Origin of the sequence: Methylobacterium sp. 17Sr1-1 (assembly GCF_003173775.1) — a bacterium.
Taxonomy (GTDB): domain Bacteria; phylum Pseudomonadota; class Alphaproteobacteria; order Rhizobiales; family Beijerinckiaceae; genus Methylobacterium.
On sequence record NZ_CP029552.1, the window covers coordinates 741,105 to 766,554 of the forward strand.

General features: G+C 69.7%; 23 protein-coding genes. 13 read left to right on the forward strand and 10 right to left on the reverse strand.

What is annotated here, in order from left to right; translation table 11 throughout:
* Window positions 1-61 precede the first annotated feature (61 nt).
* Complete coding sequence (locus tag DK412_RS03390; protein WP_245447408.1) at window positions 62-895, reverse strand: SDR family oxidoreductase; 834 nt, start codon at window positions 893-895, stop codon at window positions 62-64.
* A 362-nt stretch (window positions 896-1,257) separates the two neighbouring features.
* Between DK412_RS03390 and DK412_RS03395 the strand changes: the two genes are divergently transcribed.
* Both DK412_RS03395 and DK412_RS03400 read left to right on the forward strand, forming a co-directional pair.
* Window positions 1,258-2,226, forward strand: coding sequence for a cation diffusion facilitator family transporter (locus DK412_RS03395; protein ID WP_109970799.1), 969 nt, complete (start codon window positions 1,258-1,260; stop codon window positions 2,224-2,226).
* A 409-nt stretch (window positions 2,227-2,635) separates the two neighbouring features.
* Window positions 2,636-3,061 (forward strand): MucR family transcriptional regulator, encoded by a 426-nt coding sequence (locus DK412_RS03400; protein ID WP_093564174.1) that lies wholly within the window; start codon window positions 2,636-2,638, stop codon window positions 3,059-3,061.
* A gap of 265 nt (window positions 3,062-3,326) precedes the next feature.
* Here the strand turns inward: DK412_RS03400 and rimM are convergent, their stop codons facing one another.
* The 4 genes from rimM to DK412_RS03420 all read right to left on the reverse strand — a co-directional run bounded on the left by rimM (window position 3,327) and on the right by DK412_RS03420 (window position 6,306).
* Window positions 3,327-3,881 (reverse strand): ribosome maturation factor RimM, encoded by a 555-nt coding sequence (gene rimM / locus DK412_RS03405; RefSeq protein WP_245447693.1) that lies wholly within the window; start codon window positions 3,879-3,881, stop codon window positions 3,327-3,329.
* A gap of 151 nt (window positions 3,882-4,032) precedes the next feature.
* Window positions 4,033-4,392, reverse strand: coding sequence for a 30S ribosomal protein S16 (gene rpsP, locus DK412_RS03410; protein ID WP_048449108.1), 360 nt, complete (start codon window positions 4,390-4,392; stop codon window positions 4,033-4,035).
* Window positions 4,393-4,469: 77 nt separating this feature from the next.
* Complete coding sequence (gene ffh, locus DK412_RS03415; RefSeq protein WP_109970801.1) at window positions 4,470-6,065, reverse strand: signal recognition particle protein; 1,596 nt, start codon at window positions 6,063-6,065, stop codon at window positions 4,470-4,472.
* A gap of 19 nt (window positions 6,066-6,084) precedes the next feature.
* Window positions 6,085-6,306, reverse strand: coding sequence for a glutathione S-transferase (locus tag DK412_RS03420; protein WP_109970802.1), 222 nt, complete (start codon window positions 6,304-6,306; stop codon window positions 6,085-6,087).
* 282 nt (window positions 6,307-6,588) lie between these two features.
* Here DK412_RS03420 and DK412_RS03425 point away from each other — a divergent pair, with 282 nt between their 5' ends.
* Window positions 6,589-7,053 (forward strand): hypothetical protein, encoded by a 465-nt coding sequence (locus tag DK412_RS03425; protein ID WP_109970803.1) that lies wholly within the window; start codon window positions 6,589-6,591, stop codon window positions 7,051-7,053.
* Window positions 7,054-7,201: 148 nt separating this feature from the next.
* On the opposite strand, the gene DK412_RS03430 is transcribed toward DK412_RS03425, so the two are convergent.
* Window positions 7,202-11,053: a glycosyltransferase gene (locus DK412_RS03430; protein ID WP_109970804.1), complete on the reverse strand. Its 3,852-nt coding sequence runs from the start codon at window positions 11,051-11,053 to the stop codon at window positions 7,202-7,204.
* Window positions 11,054-11,395: 342 nt separating this feature from the next.
* Between DK412_RS03430 and aroC the strand changes: the two genes are divergently transcribed.
* Complete coding sequence (gene aroC, locus DK412_RS03435) at window positions 11,396-12,511, forward strand: chorismate synthase (protein ID WP_109970805.1); 1,116 nt, start codon at window positions 11,396-11,398, stop codon at window positions 12,509-12,511.
* Window positions 12,512-12,786: 275 nt separating this feature from the next.
* Window positions 12,787-13,881 carry a 3,4-dihydroxy-2-butanone-4-phosphate synthase gene (gene ribB, locus DK412_RS03440; RefSeq protein ID WP_109975036.1) on the forward strand — a complete coding sequence of 365 codons (1,095 nt, stop codon included), beginning with the start codon at window positions 12,787-12,789 and terminating at the stop codon, window positions 13,879-13,881.
* A gap of 244 nt (window positions 13,882-14,125) precedes the next feature.
* On the opposite strand, the gene DK412_RS03445 is transcribed toward ribB, so the two are convergent.
* On the reverse strand, window positions 14,126-15,055 hold the full coding sequence (locus tag DK412_RS03445; RefSeq protein WP_109970806.1) for a histone deacetylase family protein: 930 nt from the start codon (window positions 15,053-15,055) through the stop codon (window positions 14,126-14,128).
* Window positions 15,056-15,265: 210 nt separating this feature from the next.
* Here DK412_RS03445 and DK412_RS03450 point away from each other — a divergent pair, with 210 nt between their 5' ends.
* The 3 genes from DK412_RS03450 (at window position 15,266) to DK412_RS30525 (ending at window position 16,560) form a co-directional block, all read left to right on the forward strand.
* The gene (locus tag DK412_RS03450; protein WP_109970807.1) at window positions 15,266-15,880 is read left to right on the forward strand and encodes a L,D-transpeptidase; all 615 of its coding nucleotides are present in this window, start codon (window positions 15,266-15,268) and stop codon (window positions 15,878-15,880) included.
* Window positions 15,881-16,225: 345 nt separating this feature from the next.
* Window positions 16,226-16,462 (forward strand): hypothetical protein, encoded by a 237-nt coding sequence (locus DK412_RS30520; protein WP_204165650.1) that lies wholly within the window; start codon window positions 16,226-16,228, stop codon window positions 16,460-16,462.
* Window positions 16,459-16,560 (forward strand): DUF1993 family protein, encoded by a 102-nt coding sequence (locus DK412_RS30525; protein WP_245447409.1) that lies wholly within the window; start codon window positions 16,459-16,461, stop codon window positions 16,558-16,560. Before DK412_RS30520 ends, DK412_RS30525 begins: the two co-directional genes overlap by 4 nt.
* 31 nt (window positions 16,561-16,591) lie before the next feature.
* Here the strand turns inward: DK412_RS30525 and DK412_RS03460 are convergent, their stop codons facing one another.
* Both DK412_RS03460 and DK412_RS03465 read right to left on the reverse strand, forming a co-directional pair.
* Window positions 16,592-16,996 (reverse strand): type II toxin-antitoxin system VapC family toxin, encoded by a 405-nt coding sequence (locus DK412_RS03460; protein ID WP_109970808.1) that lies wholly within the window; start codon window positions 16,994-16,996, stop codon window positions 16,592-16,594.
* Window positions 16,993-17,250: an antitoxin gene (locus DK412_RS03465; protein ID WP_109970809.1), complete on the reverse strand. Its 258-nt coding sequence runs from the start codon at window positions 17,248-17,250 to the stop codon at window positions 16,993-16,995. The genes DK412_RS03460 and DK412_RS03465 overlap by 4 nt, the downstream gene beginning before the upstream one ends.
* A gap of 260 nt (window positions 17,251-17,510) precedes the next feature.
* Here DK412_RS03465 and DK412_RS03470 point away from each other — a divergent pair, with 260 nt between their 5' ends.
* The 4 genes from DK412_RS03470 (at window position 17,511) to DK412_RS03485 (ending at window position 22,225) form a co-directional block, all read left to right on the forward strand.
* The gene (locus DK412_RS03470; RefSeq protein ID WP_109970810.1) at window positions 17,511-17,960 is read left to right on the forward strand and encodes a hypothetical protein; all 450 of its coding nucleotides are present in this window, start codon (window positions 17,511-17,513) and stop codon (window positions 17,958-17,960) included.
* A 128-nt stretch (window positions 17,961-18,088) separates the two neighbouring features.
* A complete protein-coding gene (locus DK412_RS03475; RefSeq protein WP_109970811.1) occupies window positions 18,089-20,092 on the forward strand; it encodes an acetyl/propionyl/methylcrotonyl-CoA carboxylase subunit alpha in 2,004 nt (667 codons plus the stop codon).
* A gap of 13 nt (window positions 20,093-20,105) precedes the next feature.
* Window positions 20,106-20,522 carry a gamma-glutamylcyclotransferase family protein gene (locus tag DK412_RS03480; protein ID WP_109970812.1) on the forward strand — a complete coding sequence of 139 codons (417 nt, stop codon included), beginning with the start codon at window positions 20,106-20,108 and terminating at the stop codon, window positions 20,520-20,522.
* Between the two features lie 365 nt (window positions 20,523-20,887).
* The gene (locus DK412_RS03485; protein WP_109970813.1) at window positions 20,888-22,225 is read left to right on the forward strand and encodes a divalent metal cation transporter; all 1,338 of its coding nucleotides are present in this window, start codon (window positions 20,888-20,890) and stop codon (window positions 22,223-22,225) included.
* On the opposite strand, the gene DK412_RS03490 is transcribed toward DK412_RS03485, so the two are convergent.
* Window positions 22,215-22,823: a CatB-related O-acetyltransferase gene (locus DK412_RS03490; protein WP_109975037.1), complete on the reverse strand. Its 609-nt coding sequence runs from the start codon at window positions 22,821-22,823 to the stop codon at window positions 22,215-22,217. The genes DK412_RS03485 and DK412_RS03490 overlap by 11 nt on opposite strands.
* An 84-nt stretch (window positions 22,824-22,907) precedes the next feature.
* Between DK412_RS03490 and DK412_RS03495 the strand changes: the two genes are divergently transcribed.
* Complete coding sequence (locus tag DK412_RS03495; protein WP_109970814.1) at window positions 22,908-25,247, forward strand: NADP-dependent malic enzyme; 2,340 nt, start codon at window positions 22,908-22,910, stop codon at window positions 25,245-25,247.
* The last annotated feature ends 203 nt before the right edge of the window (window positions 25,248-25,450 follow it).

The following is a 25,450-nucleotide window of genomic DNA, read 5'->3' on the forward strand; positions in this document are numbered from 1 at the left end:
GCTGGCCGAGGTCGTCTCGGTCCCGATCCGGATGATGGCTGATCCGCCTTTGCGTCGGCCTCTATGGCTTCAGCGCGTATCCACCATCGGGATAGAGCGTCGATCCGGTCATGAAGCGATTGGTCATCAGAAAAAGAATGGCCTGCGCGACTTCCTCCTCGGTCCCCGTCCGTCGCAAGAGTGCCATGTCCCGCCAGCCCTCGAAGGCGGCCTCGCGCACCGCGTCAGGACGGCTCCGCCACAATGAGCCGTCGATCGTACCCGGGGACACCGTGTTCACGCGGATCGGTGCCAGTTCGATGGCCAATGCGCGCCCCAACCCCTCGATCGCGCTGTTGCACGCGGCATAGGCCGACCCGCCTTTCAACGGTCTCGCACCGGCCGCTCCTGCCATCAGGGTGATGGAGCCCGACGACGAGATGGAGGGCAGCGCGGCCCGGATGGCGCGGTACTGGCCCCAGAACTTCGAGCGGAACGGGCTCTCGGCGGCCTCGTCATCCAGGTCATCGATGGCCACGACGCTGTAGGTCGCTGCGGTGACCAGCAGGTGATCGAAGCGGCCGACCTGCGCGAAGAAGGTCTCGATCGACGCGCGATCGGCCGTATCGACCTCGATCGCGCGAGCCTCGGTGCCGAGCCCGGCGACTGCGGCGTCGAGCCTGCCCCGGGTTCGCCCGCCCACCACCAGCCGAGCCCCTTCGCCGTGTGCCATGGTGGCGACGGCAAGGCCTATCCCCGACCCCCCTCCAATAATCACCACCGTCTCGCCGTGCAGGCGCATCGCCAGATCTCCATCACCAATGCCGGGCACCGCCTGCTCCGGGGGCGATCGATCTCGCCGGCGCTCGGGATACGACCAGATGTTCCCGCCGAGGAGGTCACGCCCCACCTGCACCAGGCTCTCCCGTCATGCCCTCTGCGTCCGGGACGGCGCCGCCGTCCCGATCGTTGGTCTGAATCGGAATGGGTGCTCCCGCAAGGTCAGCCAGGTCTCCATGCTGCTCACGACACGGATGCACGGGCGGCCTTCGCTCAAGGCTTTCCCACGTTGGCGGCACACGCGACGGCAAAACGGCGATATTCTTGCCGGCGCGAGCTGCAACCACGGTGCGCATAGTGGGCACGGCGCCAATCCTGCGGGACGATGCTCGCGGGCGGCAGGAATCACCGCGGCCGGCAGGACCCATCCGCCGTCCCGCGGCGTTATTGTCGTCAGTCACGGCCACGCTCGCCGGGCGAGGGGGAGGCTCAGAGCACATGGCTCACGAGAGCGGCGGCGCGATCTACACCGCCGCCGGCGCGAATCTGGCGATCGCCGCGGCGAAGCTCGTCGGCGCCTTCTTCACCGGCAGCAGCGCGATGCTGGCCGAGGGCGTCCACTCGATGGTCGACACCGCCAATCAGATCCTGCTGCTCGTCGGATTGAAGCGGGCGCAGAGGCCGGCGGATGCCCGCTTCCCGTTCGGCTACGGCCGCGAGGTCTATTTCTACGCCTTCCTGGTGGCGCTCCTGATCTTCCTCGGCGGCGGCGCCTTCGCGGTCTACGAGGGCATCCACAAGCTCCAGCACCCGGAGCCCGCCGCCGATGCGGTGATCTTCGGGCGCAGCATCCCGGGCTTCTACGTCAACCTCGCGATCCTCGGCTTCGCGGTCGCGGCCGAGGGCTATTCCTGCTTCGTCGCCCTCAAGGCGTTCTGGGGCGAGAAGGGCGAGCGGCCACCGATCACCGCGATCCGCCGCAGCAAGGATCCGGCCCTGTTCACCGTGCTGGTCGAGGATGTGGCGGCGCTCACCGGCCTCGTCGCGGCGCTCGCCGGCGTGATCCTGGCGGAGACCCTGAAGCAGCCCGCCTTCGACGGCATCGCCTCGATCGTCATCGGGTTGATCCTGATCGGCATGGCGATCTTCCTGATGATCGAGACCCACGGTCTGCTCGTCGGCGAAGCGGCGGAGCCCGAGCTGGTCGCCGGCCTGCACGAGATCGTCCGGTCCGAGCCGGGGGTTCAGCACGTCAACGAGGTGCTGACGCAGCATCTCGGTCCGGCCGACATCCTGGTCAACGTCAGCCTCGACATGGACGACCGCCTCTCCGCCGGCGAGATCGAGCGGTTGGTCGGTCACCTGGAGACGCGGATGAAGACGTTGAGCCCCAAGGTGCGACGCGTCTTCATCGAGATCCAGGCCCGGCACGATGCCGTCGCGCGGCAGCCGGACAAGGTGGCCTGAAGCCCCAAACCGGCCCCGCCTCGCCGGATCGCCTAGCCCCTCATCCGGCCGCCGCTGGCGGTCGGATCTACGCCAGAGCTCTCATCGTGGCTCCTCACGCCAAATACCGCCCCGCGATAGATTTTTATGCAATTATCGGCAACGTGAACTCAAAAATTACAACCTTGAGTATATTCAGCTTGGTTGTATCGCACTGAAATCCACAGGAACTACCTGATTTGACCCCTGCGTTGCTGCTACCAGCTTGCGGACGGGCATGAGAGTTGCCACCAAGTCTGAGGGACCGGGTGATCGCGCCTGCGGATTTGGGTAGCGAACGGTCCTCAAGAAGACCGGGTGGCGGCACGGCGCCGGGCCGGCCCCGCTGCAACGCCTCCGTCCACCACACCCTCGAAGCGGAAACCCTAGAATGTCAGACGTGGATACTCAGGATCAGGAGCCGGGCGAACTCGTCATGCTCACGGCCGATATCGTCTCGGCCTACGTGTCGAAGAACTCGGTCCCGGTCGGGGAGCTCGGCAGCCTGATCGCCGCCGTGCACTCCTCCCTCGAGCGCGTCGCCGCCCCTCCGGCGCCCGAGCCCGAGAAGCCCACGCCGCCGGTGCCGATCCGCAAGACCGTGACGCCGGACTACATCATCAGTCTGGAGGACGGTAAGCCCTACAAGTCGCTCAAGCGGCACCTCACCACCCGCGGCCTCTCCCCCGAGCAGTACCGCCAGAAGTGGGGCCTGCCGCACGACTACCCGATGGTCGCCGCGACCTACGCCGCCCAGCGCTCCGAGCTCGCGAAGAGCTCCGGCCTCGGCCAGCAGCGCAAGAACCGCGGGCGGTAAGGGGCGTCAGATCGGCGTGCAGGCTTCTTCCCGTGGGAGCGGGGAGGGGCCGCGTGCGGACACCCGCCATGTCATTCCGGGGCTCGCTGCAAGCGAGAACCCGGAATCCATAACCGCCGACGTCTGAGAAAGAAGCGGATCTCGGTCCGTCTTGTCCTGGACCGTCAGCGTTCATGGATCCCGGGCTCCGCTTTCGCGGCCCCGGGATGACCAGGAGGGACGGCAGGACTGTTGCGGGAGGCGGTCCGCCCGCCCGAGCAGGCGCTCAGGCCGCGTCGGGATCCCGCGGCGCCGCCGGGGCGAACAGATCCTCGGGCGGATCGACCACGACCCGGCGGCCCGCGACGTCGATCTCGGGCACGAAGGCCTTGGTGAAGGGGAGGAGGGCCGGGCTGCCGCCGGTGGCCGGTGCGATCTCCAGGAGATCGCCGCCGCCGTAATTCGGCACTGCCCGCACCGTGCCCACGGAATGACCGTCGCGATCCACCACCGCCAGCCCGACGAGGTCGGCGGCGAAGAACTCGTCCTCGTCCTCCGGAGCCCCGAGGCGGTCGCGGGCGACGTAGAGGGCGAGACGGTTCAGGCTCTCGGCTCCGTTGCGGCCGGAGACGCCGGCGATGCGGGCGATCAGCATGTCGGGAGCGCCGGCGGCCGGGCGCAGGGACGCGATCTCGATCGCGCGGCCGTCGGCCCCGGTGAGGGGGCCGTAGGACCCGATCGCCATCGGGTCGGCGGTGTAGGATTTCAGCCGCACCTCGCCATTGAGGCCGTGGGCGCGACCGAACTCGCCGAGCAGCACGAAGCCGGGATCGGTGGCGATCCCGGCCTCGGGGCGTGCCGACGCAGGATTGGCACGCCGCGGTGCGGGCGCGCCTGCGCCCCGGCGCGGATCGGAGCCCCCCGGGCCAGACCCCTTGGGGGCCTGGCCGCGCGGGGGACGGGCGTCGGGGCGGCGCGCCACGGTCTCGAGCTTACTCGGCCGAGTCGGCGGCGGCGCCGGCCTTCTCGGCGCGGGCGGCGGCGCGCTCCTTGGCCTTGGTGCCCGGCTCGGCCTTCTGCGGGTTGTTGCGGGTCGGACGCTTGGCGAGGCCGGCGGCGTCGAGGAAGCGCAGGACGCGGTCGGTCGGCTGGGCGCCCTTCGCGAGCCAGGCCTGGACCTTCTCGGTCTCCAGGATGACGCGGGCCGGATCGTCCTTCGGCTTCATCGGGTCGTAGGCGCCGACCTTCTCGATGAAGCGGCCGTCGCGGGGGGCGCGGGCGTCGGCGACGACGATGCGGTAGTACGGGCGCTTCTTGGCGCCGCCGCGGGTCAGGCGAATCTTGAGGGACATGGGTCTCTTCCTGTCTTGTTAGGGTTCGAGGGTCGTTCGACGTCGCGGGCGGGTGGGGTCTAAAGACCCCGCGCCACCTACTTCTTCTTGCCGAAGGGGAGGCCGCCAAGGCCGGGAAGGCCCGGGAGCTTGCCGCCTAAGCCCGGCAGGCCGGGAGCGGCGGGAGGCGCTTTGCCGGTCGGGCCGGGCGCCTTTGGACCGCCGAGGCCGGGAGGCATCGGCGGAAGGGTAGTGCCGGGGGGCAGGGATTTCTGCAGCTCGGCGAGCATCTCGGGTGTGGGCTGGGGCATGCCGCCCATCATCTTGCCCATCGCACCCATGCCGCCGCCACCCAGCCCGAACATGCTGCCCAGCGCCTGGCCGATGCCGCGCTTGCCCGAGCCCATGGCCTTCATCATGTCGGCCATGGTGCGGTGCATCTTGAGGAGCTTGTTGATCTCCGAGACGTCGACGCCGGCGCCCTTCGCCACGCGCTTCTTGCGCGAGGCCTTGAGCACGTCGGGATTGCGGCGCTCCTCGGGGGTCATCGACGAGATGATGGCACGTTGGCGCTTGAACATCTTCTCGTCGAGGTTGGCGCCCTCGACCTGCTTCTTGATCTGGCCCATGCCGGGCAGCATGCCCATCAGGCCGCCGATGCCGCCCATCTTCTCCATCTGGGCGAGCTGCATCGACAGGTCGTCGAGGTCGAACTTGCCCTTGCGCATCTTCTCGGCGACGCGAAGGGCCTGTTCCTGGTCGATGGTCTCGGCCGCCTTCTCGACGAGCGAGACGATGTCGCCCATGCCGAGGATGCGGTTGGCGACGCGGGCGGGGTGGAACTCCTCCAGCGCATCGACCTTCTCGCCGGTGCCGACGAGCTTGATCGGCTTGCCGGTGACCGCCCGCATCGACAGCGCCGCGCCGCCGCGGGAATCGCCGTCCATGCGGGTGAGCACGATGCCGGTGACGCCGAGCCGCCCGTCGAAGGCCCGCGCCGTGTTGACCGCGTCCTGGCCGGTGAGCGCGTCGGCGACGAGCAGCACCTCGTGCGGGCCGGTGGCCGCCTTGACGTCGGCGGCCTCCTGCATCAGCGCCTCGTCGAGGGTGACGCGGCCGGCGGTGTCGAGCATCACCACGTCGAAGCCGCCGAGGCGGGCGGCCTCCATGGCGCGCTTGGCGATCTGCACCGCCGACTGGCCGGCGACGATCGGCAGCGACTCGACGCCGACCTGGCTCGCCAGCACCGCCAGCTGCTCCATGGCGGCCGGGCGGCGGGTGTCGAGGGAGGCGAGCAGCACCCGGCGCTTGTCGCGCTGGGTCAGGCGGCGGGCGATCTTGGCGGTGGTGGTGGTCTTGCCCGAGCCCTGGAGGCCGACCATCAGGATGCCGACCGGGGCCGGCGCGTTGAGGTCGATGACCCCCGCCTCGCCGCCGAGCATCGCCACGAGCTGGTCGTTGACGATCTTCACGACCATCTGGCCGGGCGTCACCGACTTCAGCACCACCGCGCCGACGGCCTGCTCGCGCACCTTCTCGGTGAAGGACCGCACGACCTCGAGGGCGACGTCCGCCTCCAGCAGGGCGCGGCGCACCTCGCGCAGGGCGGCGGTCACGTCGGCCTCGGTCAGGGCGCCGCGGCGGGTCAGCCCGGACAGGATGCCGGAGAGGCGGTCGGAGAGGCCTTCGAACATGCGCGTCGTCTCCGGGGATCTACTCGTTCACGCCCGCGGAGGCGGCGCGCCGGGCCTGCAGGGCGCCCTCGAAATGGGTGAGCGCCCGCTCGAACTTGTCGCGGCAATCGGGATTGCAGAAGCCCACGACCGCGCCGTTGTAGAGCGTCAGCGAATCCGCCGCGATCGGCTTGCCCGACCAGGGGCAGAGCGCGTTCACCGCGTCCTCGATGCGCAACGGCGTGGGGTCGGTCGTGGTCATCCGGTCTCCTGCGAGGCCGCCCGGCTTCGGGCAGCGGGTGGCGAGGTCGCGCGCAACGCCAGTCGCGCCCGAGGGCGCGTCGCGCTGTCGGGCGTTGACCTCCGGCCTCACGGGGCCGGTCGGCGTCGAGACGAGACCTCGTCCTTTGGAGGCCGGGGCCTACCCCCCTGCGCCGGCGATGTCAATGTCCGAGATCCGGCCGATCGGCATCGGGGCCGCATTTACCGCTTCTTAACCATGCGGGAGGTTAACTGGCGGTCAAGATTCGCGAGGAGATGCGGCGTGTCCGAACCGGCCTTGAAGACGCAGACCACCGCCGGGGCGCGGCAGCCCTCGGGCCCGCTGCAGGACTGGCTCGCGACCCTGTCGCGGATCGACGCCGCCGACCAGGCCCGCGCCGCGCCGCGCCGGCCGGCCGAGCCCCAGCCGACCTGGGAGCCCCGCATCGTCGCCCCGGCCGAACCGGCCCCGACGGTCGAGCCCGCGGCGCCGCCGGCCCCGCCGGCGGCCGCGGAGCAGGACGACCTCGCGGCGCTGATGGCCGAGAACATGATGCTCAAGGCCCGGCTGCGGCAGGAGCACGGGCGCTACGACGAGCTCCAGGCGCTGCTCGCCGACGAGCTGCGCTCCCTGCGCGCCCATGTCCAGCACGAGGTGGACAAGGCCGAGGAACTGCGCGCCGAGCGCGATCTGTGGATGGCCCGGGCCGAGGCCCTGGCCCAGCCGCTGTTCCAGCCGCGGCGCTGAGCGAAGCGGGCGCGCCCGTACCACATCCCGCGTCACGTCCCGCGCCCCGGCATCGCTGCCGGGGCGTTTTGCCGTCGAGGGCTGATCCTCCGCGGCGCCGGCCGCTCCCGGGGGTGATCCGCGCCGGGACCCGGCGCGGATCGCGGGATCAGGCCCGCTTCGCCTCGCTCGCGTCGACGACCTCGCCGTAGATCACCGCCAGTTCCTGCGCCTGCTGGTCCGCGGTCCGGATCGGGGCGGTGTAGTCGGGCGAGCGCAGGTGGACGCCTGGATTCGCGTCGATGAACCGGAGCGCGGCGAGCAGGCCGGACTCGTCCGCGACGTCGACGACGTAGCCGTTGCGGCCCTCGACGACGCAATCGGCCACCGCGCCGCGGTTGGAGGCGACGACCCAGCAGCCGGAGGCGATCGCCTCCCGGGTGACGAGGCCGTAGCTCTCCGGCCAGACCGACGGCGCCAGCAGCACGTCGATATGGGCGTAGAGGCCGCCGACATTCGACTGCGAGAACTTGCCCCGGATCTCGACCGGCACGTTGCCCCACAATTCCTCCACCCGCTCGCTCGGGTGCATGGCGTGGTCGATCAGCAGCAGGCTGAGATTCTCGAACGTCTCGTTGATGATCACGTTGCGGATCAGGCCGTAGCCCTTGTGGTCGGCCAGGCCGCCGATGAAGCCGAGACGGACCCGGCCGGTCGGGCTCGCGATCCGGTGGACCTCCGGCAGGCGCGACACGCCGTTCTCGACCACCTCGACCCGGTCGAGGCCGACGCCGCGGCACAGCGCGCCGAAGGGCTGCGACACGGTCAGCACGCGCGCGGCGCCCTTGATGCAGCGCAGCAGCGTCCGCGCCCGGGCGTAGCCGTCGCTCACGTAGGTGTCGAGGGAGGCCTTGCCGCTGAAGTCGTAGGTCTCCACCACCCGGTTGCCGTTGGTCAGGAACTGGTGCGGCGAGATCCACCAGCCGTCATGCATCGTGATCAGGTAGGGGATGCGGCGCCGGATCGCGGCGGTGACGCAAGTCGTGGTCAGCCGCTGGATGCAGTGGAAGTGGATCAGGTCCGGATCGATCCTGTCGAGGACGCCATCGAAAACGCGCCCCATCTCCGGATCCTCGACCAGGGTGTCGATGTCGGGGTGGTTGGCGGCGGTGATGCAGAACACCCGCACGCCGTCGCGCACGTACCAGTCGAGGGCGTAGGGGACCGGCCCGCCTTCCAGGGTGCAGATCACGTCGATCTGCCACTCGGGTCCCAGGATCGCACGCAGCGAGCGGACGTTGTCATGAACGACCCGGGTCGCGCCGCCGATGGCTTGCGGCGGGTAGAACACGTTGACGATGACGAGCTTCTTGCGCGGGGCGAGCTGTCGGGAGGTCGACCGGTCGATGATCCGGCGGAGCTCACCGGCCTGCCGCTCCAGCCCGTAGCGCTCGAGCACGACCTGCCGCGCCGCCTCGCCGATCCGCCGACGCTCGTCGGACGAACGAACCAGGCGGTCGAGGGCGGCGTGGAACGCCGCGCTCGACTCGCACAGGAAGCCGGTCTCGCCCTCGACGATCACCTCGCGATGCGTCTGCGTGCCGCTGACCACGGACGGGATGCCGAACATCGCGGCCTCCATCCACTTGATCTCGCTCTTGCAGTCGTTGAACACGTCCGGCACCAGCACCGAGATGTTGATGTCGGCCTCGCGCAGCAGGTCCCAGTACGACGCGACGTTGGCGATCGGCCGCGAGGCGATGATGTACTCCGCCCAGGGGCGCAGCAGCGCCGAGAGCGTGATGTCGCCGATCACCACGACGCGGATCCGGTCGCGATGAGTCTCGAACAGCCGCGCCAGGGCCGGCTCGATCAACTGCTCGAAGTCGAGCTTGTGAGCCTTGGTTCCGGAGCCGTAGAAGATCGTGACGACGTCGCCGGTCTTCGTCGCCTCTCCCTGCATGCTGACGAGGTGCGCGCTGTGGAGCGCGTTCGGCTGGTGGAAGACCGTCCCGGTCCTGACCTGGCCTTCGAGGTGCCGGGCGAGGCTCGGCGTCGAGACCATGCCGTAATCGCACAAGGACGCGGCCTCGGCGAACAGGCTGACGCCGCAGGCCATCGACGCGTGCTGACGGGCATCGATCAGCCCGGCATAGCTTTCGAGCGCCGGCGGAAAATATGTCGGCTCGAATACCAGGTCGTCGATGTCGTAGATTGTCACGATGCCGAGATCGGCAGTCTTGTCGATGGCGTCGATCACGTTCGGGAACGCCGGTACCCGGTAGAAGATCGTATAGTCGATCTCCGCGAGGTCGGCCATGTAGGCGTCATGGTCTTTGGTATAGTTGTAGACCTTGACGTCGTAGCCGGCCGCCGCGAGCTGCTCGGCACGCTGGTCGACCCGGTAGAAGCGGCACTGCGCCAGATCGCAATTGGCGTAGACGGCGACGCGGCGGACCCGGTCCGCATTGACCACCGGCCGTTCCCCGTCCCGGGCCAGGCGCTGCGCCGCCTCGGTCACCCGCGCGCGCGCCTCATCGTAGCCGACCTCGAGGGCGACGTCCGCGCTCTTCTCCCAGACGTCGTAGAAGTACTTTTCCCGGGTCTCGCGCAAGCGGCGGCGCAGGCCGACATCGCCCGGGTACTTGGCCACGCCCGCCGCCATGGCGCGCTCGGCGGCCTCCGGCTCGCCGAGATCCAGGAGGCCTTGGGACAGGTGGATGAAGGTCCACTCGTTGCTGCGGTCGAGGGCGACGATCTGCCGGCGCAGGCTGGTGGCCAGGGCCAGGTTGCCGCCGCGATGGATCAGGTCCGCCCGGTGATTGAGGCCGCGCGGATGGTCGGGGACGCGGGCCAGGGCGCGGGCATAGAGCTCGGCGGCCTCGACGCTCCTGCCCTGCCTGGCGCGGGCATCCGCGACGTCGACGAAGAAGGCGGCGACCGCCGGCTCGCTCACGTCGAGCGTCCAGGCGAGCAGGTCGTCGACGGCCTGGCTCGGCTTCGTCCCTCGTCCGATCTGCGATGCGACCGCCGCATCGACCGCGCGCGGCAGCTTCGCCCCGTGGGTCTGGTGCACGAGGACCCGCAGGTTCGGGTAGAGCGGGTCGTCCGCCCCGCTCCTCAGCCAGCGTGCGTAGCGCTCCTGCCGCGACGAGGATGTCGGGCCGTCGCTCTCGTACTCGGCACGAAAGAAGTCGTCGTCGAACGCGCCCCGGCGCGAGATGTCGAACTGCTCGCGCTGACCGACCTCGCAGAAATGCCGGATGCATTCGGCGCGGTTGAAGAATTTTTCGCTGTGCCTGAGCTGCTGGTAGCGGTAGAGATCGTGATCGAAATACTCAGAAAAATATGGAATATTGATGTCGTGGAATTTTGCGATCTCGTCTTCGTTGAAATAGATCGGCTGGTCGTCCGGCGGCTGCAGCCGCTGCTTGACGGCGACGACCACCTCCTCGACGCTCATGCCCCGTGGGACGGTCACGCCGTACAATTGCGCGATGAAGTCCGGATCGTAGAAGAGGGGGAGGTAGCTGCGCTTCTCGGCGCGTCCGTGCTCGGCATAGTGCTTCAGGCGCCCGGCATTCGACGCGATCACGCGCGCGATGTCGGGATTGCAGACGACGTAGCTCGCGAGGTTGAAGCTTGGCGGGAGGCCGGTTCCGGCGTGGCCGGCCGCCGGGTGCGACGCGCCGCCATAGGGCCGCCTCTCCGCCCGGCCATGCTCGATGTAGTGGAGGGCGCCTTGAAAATCCCATGTGATCGCGGCCGCGACGTCCGGGTTCAGCCGGAGATACGTCGCGACGTCGAAATCGCTCGGCAGCTTGTCGCGGGCCGTCGCCGCCGCGTGCGCGCTCGCTTCGTTCGGGAAGCGCCCTTCGCTCCGCCCGAATTCTTCCCAGTGCTTGACGACCGCATCATCCGTCGCATCGGCGAGGTCCGCGTAGTAGGCGCGATAAAAATCGACGTCGAGCGCCGCATCCTTCTTGCGTGCGATGCGTCGCGCCAGCTTGAAGAAACTCATCTCGCCCCTCGCCGTTGCCATTCGTCTTGCCAAATACTTGTGTATGGTACTTCGTCATGAGATCGTGATCTGAAATTGCCGCAGTACTGATCTCGGATCGCGCTTGCTTCGCGGGACGTAATATTTCTCTCGCATTGCAAAAATCGAGAGGATGTATGAGCCGGGCGACGACGATGTCAAGCTGCCCCCGGTGCGCGGTCCCGGCCGGCCGGAACCGCCGCCGACGGTCGAACCGGGCGTATCCGGCCCGGGTTGCCCCGGCGGCTCCCGGTCGGCGCGCGAGATCATTTCCCGTCCGGCACAAAATGCTCTAGAGCGACGCCGCCATCTCACGTAGCCACCATGTCGCACAACAGCTTCGGCCACCTCTTCCGCGTCACCACCTTCGGCGAGAGCCACGGCCCGGCCCTCGGCTGCGTCGTCGACGGCTGCCCCCCGCTGATCCCGCTCGAGGCGGCGGAGATCCAGGCGGAGCTCGACCGCCGCCGGCCGGGCCAGTCGCGTTTCACCACCCAGCGCCAGGAGCCCGACCAGGTCCGCATCCTCTCGGGCGTGTTCGCGGACGAGCGCACGGACGGGCGTCAGCTCACCACCGGCACGCCGATTGCGCTGATGATCGAGAACGTCGATCAGCGCTCCAAGGATTATTCGGAGATCCGCGACAGCTACCGGCCCGGCCACGCCGACTACGCCTACGATGCCAAGTACGGCATCCGCGACTATCGCGGCGGCGGCCGCTCCTCGGCCCGCGAGACCGCCGCCCGGGTGGCGGCGGGGGCCGTCGCCCGCAAGGTGCTGCCCGGGGTGACGATCCGCGGCGCCCTGGTCCAGATCGGCCCGCACGCGATCGACCGCGCCCGCTTCGACTGGGACGAGGTGAACAACAACCCGTTCTTCTGCCCCGACGCGACCGCCGCGGCGCAGTGGGCGGAGTATCTCGACGGCATCCGCAAGGCCGGCTCCTCGGTCGGCGCGGTGATCGAAGTGGTGGCCGAGGGCGTGCCGGTCGGCCTCGGCGCTCCTGTCTACGGCAAGCTCGACGCGGACCTCGCCGCCGCCATGATGTCGATCAACGCCGTCAAGGGCGTCGAGATCGGCGACGGCTTCGCCGCGGCCGCCTTGCGCGGCGAGGAGAATGCCGACGAGATGCGGCCCGGCAACGACGGCCGCCCGATCTTCCTCGCCAACCATGCCGGGGGCGTGCTCGGCGGCATCTCCACCGGCCAGCCGCTGGTCTGCCGCTTCGCCGTCAAGCCGACCTCCTCGATCCTGACCCCGCGGGCGAGCGTCAGCCGCGACAACCGCCCGGTCGACGTGCTGACCAAGGGCCGCCACGACCCCTGCGTCGGCATCCGGGCGGTGCCGGTGGGCGAGGCGATGATGGCCTGCGTGCTGGCCGACCACTGGCTGCGCCACCGCGGACAGGTCGGGGAGGGGGATGGTTTTCAGCCCGGGTGAACCTCGCCATCCTTTCAGTTTGACTGAAACGGCCGTCAGGCTATGACGGGGGCGTGAAACTCGGCGACTGGCTCCGACAGCAAGGCGTGACCCGCCTCGACTTCGCGCGGCGCTGCGGGCTCTCGCCGGCGGCGGTGACGGGGTTGTGCAACAATCCCGAGCCCTGGCTCTCGCGGGAGACGGCGGCCGCCGTCGCGCGGGAGACCGGCGGCGCCGTCACCCCCAACGACTTCTTGGGGAAAGAGCTTCTGGGGCTCGCGCCCCCGGGACAGGAGATGCCCGTGACCCACGCGTCCATCATCGAGGCCATCGACGCCTATGCTCGCGGCGAGATCGTGATCGTCACCGACGACGACGACCGCGAGAACGAGGGCGATCTCATCATCGCCGCCTCGCTCTGCACGCCCGAGAAGATGGCGTTCATCATCCGCAACACCTGCGGCATCGTCTGCGCGCCGATCACCGCGGCGGAGGCCAAGCGCCTGCGCCTCGAGCCGATGGTCGCCTCGAACGACGCGCCCCTCGGCACCGCCTTCACGGTCACGGTCGACGTCAAGCACGGGCTCACCACCGGCATCTCGGCCGAGCAGCGCTGCAACACCGTGCGGGCGCTCGCCAACGGCAACATGGGCGCCACCGACTTCGTGCGGCCCGGCCACGTCTTCCCGCTGATCGCCAAGGACGGCGGCGTGCTGATGCGCTCCGGCCATACGGAGGCGGCCGTCGACCTCTGCCGGCTGGCGAAGCTCCCGCCCGTCGGCGTGATCTGCGAGCTCGCCAACGACGACGGCACGGTGATGAAGGGGCCGCAGATCACCGCCTTCGCCGAGAAGCACAATCTCAAGCAGATCTCGGTCGCCGAGCTGATCTCCTACCGCCAGGCCCGCGAGAAGTTGGTCGAGCGGGTCGGCACCTTCCCGGTCAAGACCGAGTGGGGCGACCTGACCGGCTACGCCTACACCACGCCGTTCGAGCCGATGCAGCAATTCGCCTTCGTGCACGGCCGCATCGGCGAGGGCCGCGACGTGCTGGTGCGGCTGCACCGCTCGAACGTGGTGGCGGACGTGATCGAGGGCGGCCGCACCATCGAGGCGGTGATGCGCCGCTTCGCGCAGGAGGGCCGCGGCGTGCTGGTCTACCTGCGCGACGGCACCGCCGGCGTGCCGCTGTCGCAGCTGCCCGACGGGGCCGGCGAGGACGGGGCCGAGGCGGCCCGCGTGCGCCAGTGGCGCGAGGTGGGCTTAGGGGCCCAGATCCTGCGCGACCTCGGCGTCGTCTCGATCCGCAACATCTCGAGCGCGGCGCGCTCCTATGTCGGCCTGTCGGGCTTCGGCATCGAGATCGTCGCCGACGAGCCGCCGGAGGGGTAGGGCGCCTCGTCGGTGCCTGCTCACCATCCCCAACGGTGGTGAAACTCTTCGGGTCATCCGGGGGCCGCGAAAGCGGAACCCGGGATGCATAACCGCTGAGGTTTCAGGATGAAGCGGGACGCGTACCGCGTGGTTCCGCATCGTCGGCGGTCATGAATCCCGGGTTTCCGGCTGCGCCGGGCCCCGGGATGACGCGGAGGTATAGTGGCAAGCCGGCCCGAATCCACGCCGGTCGAACGCGCCCTCACCGCCCCATCAGCGTCTCGACATGCGCGGCGACCGACTTCGACAGCCCGATCAGGTCGTAGCCGCCCTCGAGCAGCGACACCACCCGGCCGCCGCAGCGGCGGTCGGCGATGCTCATCACCTCCCGGGTCGCCCAGGCGAAATCGGCCTCGGTGAGCTTCAGGTTGGCCAGCGGATCGCGCCAATGCGCATCGAACCCGGCCGAGATCACGATCAAGTCGGGCCGGAAAGCGTCGAGGCGCGGGAGCACGCCGTGGGCGAAGGCCTCGCGGAAGGTGTCGCCGTCGTCGCCGGCATGCAGCGGCACGTTGACGATGGTGTCGTGCTCGCCGCGCTCTGAGGCCGCGCCGGTGCCGGGAAACAGCGGCATCTGGTGGGTCGAGAGGTACATCACGCTGGCATCGTCCCAGAAGATGTCCTGCGAGCCGTTGCCGTGATGGACGTCCCAATCGACCAGCGCCACCCGGGCGGCGCCGTGGTGCTGCCGCGCGTGGCGCGCCGCCACCGCGGCGGTGTTGAACAGGCAGAAGCCCATGGCCCGCTCGCGCTCGGCGTGGTGGCCGGGCGGGCGCATCGCCGCGAAGGCGTTGGCGACGTGGCCGCCCATCACCTCGTCGACGGCCCGGACCGCCGCACCCAGCGCCCGGCGGGCGGCCTCGAGCGAGCCCGGCGACATCACCGTATCGGAATCGAGGCCGATGAGCCCCTCGTCCGGCGCGGCGGCCGCGATCGCCGCGACGTAGTTCTCCGGATGCGCCAGGCCCGCCACCGCGAGGTCGGCCAGGGGCGCCTGCTCGCGCACCAGGGCGGCGAAGCGCTCGTCCTCCAGCACCCGCTCGATCACCCGGATGCGGTCGGCCCGCTCGGGATGGCCCGGCGGCGTGTCGTGGTCGAGGGAGGCCGGATGGCAGAGGTACAGCGTCGTCATCGTGCCCGCTTCAAGCGTTCCCGTCGGCCGGTGTCATGACCGGCCGTCCCCGCCCGCACCGTGGCAGGGCCATGGCCCGGACGCAACACAGGCGCGGCAACTCGCGCGGGAGCGTCATCCCCCGCTTCGCGCACCAACAGCCACGCTTTACGCTTCACGAGACGACTGATTCGCGGGCTTGGGCCCGCCGCCTTGCAAGGTTCCGCCCCGATGCGCCGCCCCCACCCCGTCCTCGCCCTCGTTCTGACGGGGGCCGTCTCAATGGGGGCCGTCCTGGCGCTGCCGGGCTGCATGTACCGCGCCACCCCCGATCCCGAATTGTCGGCCCGGGACAAGGAGTGGATGGCGATGGTGCCGGAGCCCGAGATCGATCGGCGCTTCGCCCGCTACATGATCGAGGACCCGACCGGCGAAGCGCCGGGCACCATCGTGGTCGAGACAAAGGAACGCCAGCTCTACTACGTCCTGCCCGACCGCAAGGCGATCCGCTACGGCGTCACCGTCGGCGACGAGGCCTATGGCTGGACCGGCACGGCGCGGATGTTCCGCAAGGCCGCCTGGCCGGATTGGCATCCGCCGGCCGAGATGATCAAGCGCTGGCCCCACGTCCACGCGATGCAGGGCGGGCCCGCCAACCCCCTCGGTGCCCGCGCCCTCTACCTGGCGGACGGCACCGGCAAGGACACGCTCTACCGCATCCACGGCACCAACGAGCCCGAGCGGATCGGTCAGGCGGCCTCGTCCGGCTGCATCCGGATGCGCAACATCGACGTGGTCGACCTGTACAACCGGGTCGGCGCGGACGCGAACGTGATCGTGCGGTAGAGCGTTTTCCGACGAAGTGGATACAGGTTCGTCGAAGAAAATGCGGCAAGATCAAAGACCTAGAGAGCTTCGCGATTGCTACGTGATCGTGAAGTGCTCTAGACATTCCTCGCTTTTTTCGAGGAGTCCCGATGTACCTGACGCAGTGTCTCGTCCCTGCCTACGCGCAGATGCTGCGCGCCCTGTCGGGCTGGCTCGACAAGGCCCGCGACCATGACGGCGCGGAGGGGGTGATGGCCGGCTGCCTGGCCCCGGACATGTTCCCGCTGGCCTCGCAGGTCCGCTTCGCCTGCCTGCAGGCACAGGAGGCCAACCTACCGGCTCGGTGGCGAGCCCGTGCCGCCGGTGCTCGACGACCTCGCCCGCGAGGGTCGGGAGGCCGGCGAGCGGCCGGGCTCCCTCGCGGATGCGCAAGCCCGCATCGCCGAGGCCCTGGCCCGGCTTGACGCCGTCGCGCCGGGCGCGCTCGATGCCGGGAGCGCCCGGCCGGTCACGCTCGAGCCCGGCGCCGGTCTGGTCTTCGACAGGGCGACGACTACGCGCGGGACTGGGCGCTGCCGCAATTCTACTTCCACCTCGTGACCGCCTACGCGATCCTGCGCCATCACGGCGTGCCGCTCGGCAAGGCCGACTACGTCCCGCACATGTTCGCCTACCTGCGGCCGGGAACAGCCGCATAACAACCGTCACTTTGTACGTCATCCGTGCGCGTTAGAGCCAATTCTCGACGATCAGCCCACGAACACGACGAAATTCCGCTTCGTTGGCCGTGACGACCGGGACGCCAAGCGCGAGCCCCTGCGCGGCGATCAGGAGATCGTTGGGGCCGATCAATCGGCCGGCAGCCTCCAGCTCGGCTCGCAGGCGACCATACTCGGCATCGGCCGGAGATTCGAACGGCACGATCTCAATTCCTTGCAGCACGGCTTCGACCTGCTGGAGCAGCCGCGTGGATCCACGCTTCGCGCACCCATATCGAAGTTCGGCGACCGAAATAATGCTCGTCGCGATGCCGTGGCTGCCGATTTCGCTGATCCGCCGGGCCACGCTGCCTGATGGGTTGCGGACGAGATCGGACACGACGTTGGTGTCGAGGAGGAAGCGCAGCGCGCTCACGACGGATCTTCCTCTAGAGGCGGCAGCATCTCATCGAAGTCGGGGAAATCCTCCTCGATCGGCTCCAGCGTTGCCAGGATCGCCAGCAGATCCCTCTTGCCGACTGGCTCCAGAATGAGGCGGTCGCCGTCGCGGCTGATGCGCACCCGATCGCCGGGGAGGGCGAACTCGGCCGGGATGCGTACTGCCTGGCTGCGGTTGTTGCGAAACAACTTCACCTCTCGCGGCTGCGGACTCGGGAGCGAGTTTGCCATGCTGATACCTCGGATGGGATATGCCAAGCATATACCTATCTTGGCGCCGTCTCCAGGGCTTTCCCTCACCGTCACGTCATTGTCGTCCGTCGATATCTCGTGGCCCTCGCAACCCTTTAGCAACGCCGTCCCGTTGCCAGGCTTTAACCTGAACAGGGATTCAGATCCCGCCGTTAACCTGTCGAAGGCCTCCCGTCCCGCATAGTCCTCCTCACACAGGGACAAGCACCGGCACAACAAAGGCCGGGGAGGACAGACAGATGATCAACGCTTCGCTGCAACACTTCTGCAACCGTATCATCGCCGCCGGCGCCGTCAGCCTGGAGGACGTGCGCGAGCTGAACCGGACGGTGCTGCCCGACGGGCTGACCTGCCGCGACGAGGCCGACATGCTGTTCGGTCTCGACCGGGCGATCCCGCAGGCCGACGAGGCCTTCGGCGACTGGCTGGTGGCGGCGGTCGTCGATTTCGCGGTGTGGGGCGAGCGGCCGACCGGCCACATCGACGCCGACACCGCCCACTGGCTCGCCGCCTCGCTGGGCTGCGGCCGCGGCCCGACCGCCACGGGCGCCCGCATCGCCGTCGAGGTGGTGCGCGAGGCCGAGACCAACGACCCGGCGCTGATCCGCTTCGCGCTTCACGCCAACCGCGCCCGGGCCGGCGCCGAGGACGCGGTCGAGGAGATCCTGTTCTACGCGGTGGCCGCGTGAGCGGGAGCTTCGCCCATCTGGCCGAGAAGACCCGGCTTTGCGGCGCACGCGCCATGCTTTAACGGGGGTGAGCTTGGGTGTGACCCACCCCGGCCCGGCTTCCCCCTAAGGCTCGAGTGCGCGCTCCGATGTTCGACAAGATCCTGATCGCCAACCGCGGCGAGATCGCCTGCCGCATCATCAAGACGGCGCGCCGCATGGGGATCAAGACGGTGGCGGTCTATTCCGACGCCGACCGCGACGCGCTCCACGTCGCCATGGCCGACGAGGCGGTGCATATCGGCCCCGCCGCCGCGGCCCAGTCCTATCTCGTCATCGACAAGATCGTGGAGGCCTGCCGGCAGACCGGCGCGCAGGCGGTCCATCCGGGCTACGGCTTCCTCTCCGAGCGCGAGGCCTTCCCGAAGGCGTTGGAGGCCGCCGGCATCGTGTTCATCGGCCCCAATCCCGGCGCGATCGCCGCGATGGGCGACAAGATCGAGTCGAAGAAGGCGGCGTCCGCCGCCCAGGTCTCGACCGTGCCGGGCTTCCTCGGGGTGATCGAGAGCCCGGAGCACGCCGTCACCATCGCCGACGAGATCGGCTATCCGGTGATGATCAAGGCCTCGGCCGGCGGCGGCGGCAAGGGCATGCGCATCGCTCATTCCGCCGACGAGGTGGCGGAGGGCTTCGCCCGCGCCCGCTCGGAGGCCGCCTCGTCCTTCGGCGACGACCGCGTCTTCGTGGAAAAGTTCATCACCGACCCGCGCCACATCGAGATCCAGGTCATCGGCGACAAGCACGGCAACGTCGTCTATCTGGGCGAGCGCGAGTGCTCGATCCAGCGCCGCAACCAGAAGGTCATCGAGGAGGCGCCGTCCCCGCTCCTCGACGAGGCGACCCGGCGCAAGATGGGCGAGCAGGCGGTGGCGCTGGCAAAGGCGGTGAACTACGACTCCGCCGGTACCGTCGAGTTCGTCGCCGGCCAGGACAAGTCGTTCTACTTCCTCGAGATGAACACCCGGCTCCAGGTCGAGCACCCGGTGAGCGAGATGATCACTGGCCTCGACCTCGTCGAGCTGATGATCCGGGTCGCGGCCGGCGAGACGCTGCCGATCGCGCAGAGCGACGTGAAGCTGAACGGCTGGGCGGTGGAGAGCCGCGTCTACGCCGAGGACCCGACCCGCAACTTCCTGCCCTCGATCGGCCGGCTCACCACCTACCGGCCGCCGGAGGAGGGCGAGTTCGGCGAGGCGATCGTGCGCAACGACACCGGCGTCGAGGAGGGGAGCGAGATCGCGATCCACTACGACCCGATGATCGCCAAGCTCGTCACCTGGGCCCCGACCCGCGCGGAGGCGATTTCCTCCCAGGCCCAGGCCCTCGACGCCTTCGCGATCGACGGCATCCGCCACAACATCCCGTTCCTCTCGGCGCTGATGCACCATCCGCGCTGGCAGGAGGGCCGGCTCTCCACCGGCTTCATCGCGGAAGAGTTCCCGAACGGGTTCGAGGCCCCGAAGCCCGAGGGCGAGGTGGCGCGCCGGATGGCCGCCGCGGCGGCCGCGATCGACCACCAGCTCAACGAGCGCAAGCGCGGCATCTCGGGCCAGATGCGCGAGCCGTACCTGCTGCGCTTCGAGCAGGAGCGGGTGGTGCTGCTCGGCGACCGGCGTTTCGAGGCGACCGTCGACACCACCAATGACGGGGTCGTGGTCGCCTTCGATGACGGGACCGAGTGGATGGTCGAGAGCGACTGGCTCCCGGGCGAGCCGGTCTGGACCGGCACGATCGGCGGTGAACTGGCGGCGATCCAGGTCCGCTCCCTCCTCAACGGCGTCTTCTTGCAGCACGCGGGCGCCGCCGCCGAGGCCCGGGTCTACACGAAGCGCGAGGCCGAGCTCGCGGCGCTCATGCCGGTCAAGGAGGTCGGCGGGTCGGGGAAGCAGCTGCTCTGCCCGATGCCGGGCCTCGTGAAGAGCATTATGGTCACCCCCGGCCAGGAGGTGAAGGCGGGCGAGCCGCTGGCGATCGTCGAGGCGATGAAGATGGAGAACGTGCTGCGCGCCGAGCGCGACGGCACGGTCCAGACCGTCCAGGCCAAGGAGGGCGACAGCCTCGCGGTCGACGCGGTGATCCTCGAATTCGCCTGACGGCCGGCCTTTCGTGCCGCTGTACTTCGCCTACGGCTCCAACATGGACCGGGCCGCCATGGCCCGGCGCTGCCCCGCCTCGCGGGTGCTCGGCCTCGGCCGGCTCAACCGCCACCGCCTCGTGATCATGCGGGAGGGCTACGCCTCGGTGGAGCGCAGCCCCGCCGGCACGGTCTGGGGGGTGCTCTGGGAGCTGAGCCTCGCCGACGTGCCGGCCCTCGACCGCTACGAGGGCGTGGCGAGCGGGCTGTACGTCAAGGCGCAGCAGCCGGTCTCGACCGAGGGCGGAGTGCGGCGGGCGCTGGTCTATCTCGGGCGCGGCAGCGGCGGAGTGCCCCGGCCGGGCTACCTGGAGGGCGTGATCGCGGCGGGGCGCGAGAACGGGCTGCCGGACACGTATCTGCGGGGATTGCTGGCGCTGAAGCGGTGATGACCTAAACCCTCCCCCCTCCGCGGCGGGGCTGTCCGGGGAAAGAGGGGAATACCCGCGCATCGCCCTTCCCCCGGGCAGCCCTGCGTGCTGCGGGGGTGTCCGCGGACGTTACGGGTAGAGGAGGGGAGGGCCGGGCTCCGGTCGGGAAGCGCGGCGAGCCCGCAGGGCGAGGGTGAGAGGGTATCTCCGGATTGGATGCCTCCGGCGCTTCGCCTCCGCTCGCCGCATCACCTGAACGGTGGTGGGATCTTCGATCCCCAAGCTCTCTTCCAAGCCCTCTCCCAAGCCCTCTCCCGGTGCCGCCGCGAACCCGGATCGCTTCGAACAGTTAGACCCTCGGATCTCATATACTCCGAGGGAGCATGTCGGCACCCGAACCCCTCTCCCGCGCGCGGGCCGATGCGGCGAATCCGTCCGCGCTCGACCACCCGGCCCCCGAGCCCCGAAAGAAGCGCGGCCTCCTGCGCCTCGTCGGCGGCGGGGTGATCACCGGGGCGGCGGACGACGATCCCTCCGCGATCGGCACCTATGCCAGCGCCGGGGCGAAGTTCGGCCTCGGATTCCTGTGGATCGCCCCCGTCCTGCTGCCGATGATGGTGGTGGTGGTCTATGTCTCGGCGAAGCTCGGCCAGGTCTACGGCAAGGGCCTGTTCGCGGCCGTGCGCGACCGCTACCCGCGCTGGATCCTCTACCCGGCGGTCCTCTTCGCCTTCACCGGCAACGTCATCGAGGCGGCGGCCAATCTCGGCGGCATCGGGGCCGCCCTCAACCTGCTGGTGCCGCTGCCGGTGCCGCTCATCGTCGTGATCGCGGCAGCCGTGATCCTGGCCTTCCAGATCCTCGGCTCCTACGCGCTCCTGCGCCGCCTCTTCCGCTGGCTGGCGCTGGCGCTGTTCGCCTACGTCGCCGCAGCGATCATGGCCCGGCCCGATCCGGCAGAAATCCTGTCTCGCACCTTCGTGCCGCGCCTCACCCTCGACAGCGAGGCGCTGGCGATGATCGTCGCCTGCATCGGCACCTCCCTCTCGGCCTACATCTACACCTGGCAGTCGAACCAGGAGGTCGAGGAGGAGATCGGCCAGGGCCGCCGCACCCTGCGCCAGCGCAAGGGGGCGACCGACGCCGAATTGCGGCGCACCCGGCGCGAGGTGATCACCGGGATGCTGTTCTCGAACCTGATCCTCTACTTCATCATCCTGTCGACCGGCGCGACCCTGCACCCGGCCGGGCAGACCGCGATCGACAGCGCCGCCCAGGCCGCGTCCGCCCTCGAACCCCTGGCCGGCTCCGGCGCCAAGATCCTGTTCGCGCTCGGCGTCGTCGGCGTCGGCTTCCTGGCGGTGCCGGTGATGACGACGGGCGCGGCCTACGACCTCGTCCAGGGCCTCGGCCGCGAGGGCAGCCTGCATGCCAGACCCTCCGAGGCGAAGCTGTTCTACGGCACCATCGCGGCGGTGACGGCGGTCGCGGTCGGCCTGAACTTCCTCGGCTTCAACCCGATGCGGGCGCTGGTCTGGTCGGGCATCGTGCAGGGCATCTCGGTGCCGCCGCTCCTCTGCCTGATCATGCTGATGACCGGCGACCGAAGGATGATGGGCGAGCGGGTCAACGGCCGGCTCGTCACGGTCCTCGGCTGGGCGACGGTGGCGGTGACCTTCGCGGCCACCGCCGGCCTCGCCGCCACCTGGATCATCGGCTGACCGGCTCTCCCTTCAGGGCCCGCACCAGGGCGTCGGCCTTGCCGCTCTGGAGCAGCGGCACCAGGGCCCGCACCCGCTCCGGCGGCAGCTCCCACCAGGCGGTCTCGACCAAAGCCGCCACAATCTCCGGCGGGAAGCGGTGGCGGATCACCCGGGCCGGGTTGCCGGCGACGATCGCGTAAGCCGGCACGTCGCGGGTGACGACCGCGCGGGCCGCCACCACGGCGCCGGGGCCGACCGTGACGCCCGACAGGACGAGGCACCCGGATCCGAGCCAGACGTCGGCGCCGATCACCACGTCGCCCCTTGAGGCGTGGTAGCCTTCCGGCGCGTCGAGATCCGGCCACAGGCCGCGCATCGCCGCGAACGGATAGGTCGAGACCCAGTCGGTACGGTGATTGCCCCCGAGCAGGATCTCGACCTTGTCGGCGATCGAGCAATACGGGCCGATCGACAGTCGCGCGCCCGATTCCGGGAAGCGGATCTTCGGCCTGCCGTAGGAGTAGGGGCCGATCCGGAAGCCGTAGCGGGCAGCGAGCCTGGCCAGGTGCAGGCGGGTCTCGTTGTGAGGGTTGCGCCCCTGCCGCAGGCGGTGCAGGAAATCCTTCACCCGCGGGCACCTTGGTGAGTCGCGGGCGGGGCGGCGGGCCCGAGCGTTCGGGCGATCCGGGGAGAGAACGCGGTGAGCAGCAACATTTCGGACGATCTGAAGAGCGGCGCGCTGTTCTATCACCGTCATCCGAGACCCGGGAAGCTGGAGATCCAGCCGACCAAGCCGCTCGGCAACCAGCGCGACCTCGCGCTCGCCTACTCGCCGGGCGTCGCCGCCGCCTGCGAGGCGATCGCCGCCGATCCCGAGGAGGCCGCGACCCTGACGGCGCGCCAGAACCTCGTCGCGGTGGTCTCGAACGGCACCGCGGTGCTCGGCCTGGGCGATATCGGCCCGCTCGCCTCCAAGCCCGTGATGGAGGGCAAGGCGGTCCTGTTCAAGAAGTTCGCCGGCATCGACGTCTTCGACATCGAGCTGAACGAGAAGAACGTCGACAAGCTCGTCGACGTGGTGGCGGCCCTGGAGCCGACCTTCGGCGGCATCAACCTGGAGGACATCAAGGCGCCGGAATGCTTCGAGGTCGAGGAGCGCTGCCGGGCCCGGATGAACATCCCGGTCTTCCACGACGACCAGCACGGCACCGCGATCATCGTGGCGGCCGCCGTCCTCAACGGCCTCGAATTCGCCGGCAAGCAGATCGCCGACGTCAAGATCGTGACCTCGGGCGCCGGCGCCGCGGCTCTGGCCTGCCTCAACCAGCTCGTCTCCCTCGGGGCCCGTCGCGACAACATCTTCGTCACCGATCTCGAGGGCGTGGTCTACAAGGGCCGTGAGACGCTCATGGACCGGTGGAAGTCGGTCTACGCCCAGGAGACCGAGGCCAGGACGCTGGCCGAGGTGATCCCGGGGGCGGACGTGTTCCTCGGCCTCTCGGCCGGCGGCGTGCTGAAACCCGAGATGCTCGAGCGGATGGCCGAGAAGCCGCTGATCCTGGCGCTCGCCAACCCCTATCCGGAGATCATGCCGCCGCTGGCCGAGGAGAAGCGCCCGGACGCGATGATCTGCACCGGCCGGTCGGACTTCCCGAACCAGGTCAACAACGTCCTGTGCTTCCCCTACATCTTCCGGGGCGCGCTCGACGTCGGGGCGACCACGATCAACGAGGAGATGAAGGCGGCGGCCGTCAAGGCGATCGCCGGGCTCGCCCGCGAGACCCCGTCCGACGTCGTCGCCCGCGCCTATGGCGGCGAGGCGCGGCCCTTCGGCCCCCACTCCCTGATCCCGAGCCCGTTCGACCCGCGGCTGATCCTGCGCATCGCCCCCGCGGTCGCGCTGGCCGCCATGGAATCCGGCGTCGCCAAGCGGCCGCTGCCGGACGTGCAGGCCTATACCGACTCCCTCGACCGGTTCGTGCACCGCTCCGGCTTCATCATGAAGCCGGTCTTCACCGCGGCCAAGGAGGATCCGCGCCGGGTCGTCTACGCCGAGGGCGAGGACGAGCGGGTGCTGCGCGCCGTCCAGGCGATCGTGGAGGAGGGGCTGGCGAAGCCGATCCTGATCGGCCGCCCGAGCGTCATCGAGACCCGCCTGAAGCGCTTCGGCCTCGCGATCCAGCCGGGCCGCGATTTCGAGCTGATCAACCCGGACGACGATCCGCGCTACCGCACCTACGTCCAGACCTACATGGACCTCGCCGGCCGGCGCGGCATCACGCCCGACGCCGCCCGGACGCTGGTGCGCACCAACAACGCGGTGATCGGCGCGCTGGCTGTCCGCCGCGGCGAGGCCGACGCGCTGATCTGCGGCCTGGAAGGCCGGTTCGAGAGCAAGCTGCGGGTGATCCGCGACATCATCGGGCTGGCTCCCGGCGCTCGCGACTTCGCGGCGCTCAGCCTGATCGTCACCTCGAAGGGCGCCTACTTCCTGGCCGACACCCACGTGCGGCCGGATCCGAGCGCCGAGGAGATCGCCGACGTCGCCATCGCCTGCGGCGACACCGCCCGCCGCTTCGGCCTGTCGCCGAAGATCGCGCTGGTCAGCCACGCCGATTTCGGCTCGTTCGACACCGCCTCCTCCCGCAAGATGCGCCAGGCCCTCGCCCTCCTGCGCGAGCGCGCCCCCGACCTCGAGGTCGACGGCGAGATGGCGGCCGACACCGCCCTGTCGCAGGCGATCCGCGACAAGGTGCTGCCCGGCTCGCGCCTCAAGGGCGAGGCCAACGTGCTGATCATGCCGAACCTGGATGCGGCCAACATCGCGTTCCAGTTCTCGAAGATGCTGGCCGACGCGCTGCCGGTGGGGCCGCTGCTGCTCGGGCCGGCGCGCCCCGCCCACATCCTCACGCCGTCGGTGACGGCGCGCGGCATCGTCAACATCACGGCGGCTGCCGTGGTCGAGGCGCAGGGGCAGGAGGTGCTGACGGTCGAGGCCGATAGCACCGCGGAGGCGGGGACGCCGTTGGTGTCGGCGTAAGCGGGATGAGACGGCCCGGTGAGATGAGCGCCGGGCCGTCTCGCTCTACAGGGACATTTCAAAGTCGGGCGAGGCGCCTGTCTCCCACGCGGGTAAGAAAGCCCCCAGCTTCCAAGCCGAGGCTGGACCTCATTAGCTCGGCCATGGGCGAATCCGCTCTCGATCCGTTGCGGTCGATCCGGCTATCACGCCCGGACGTGAGA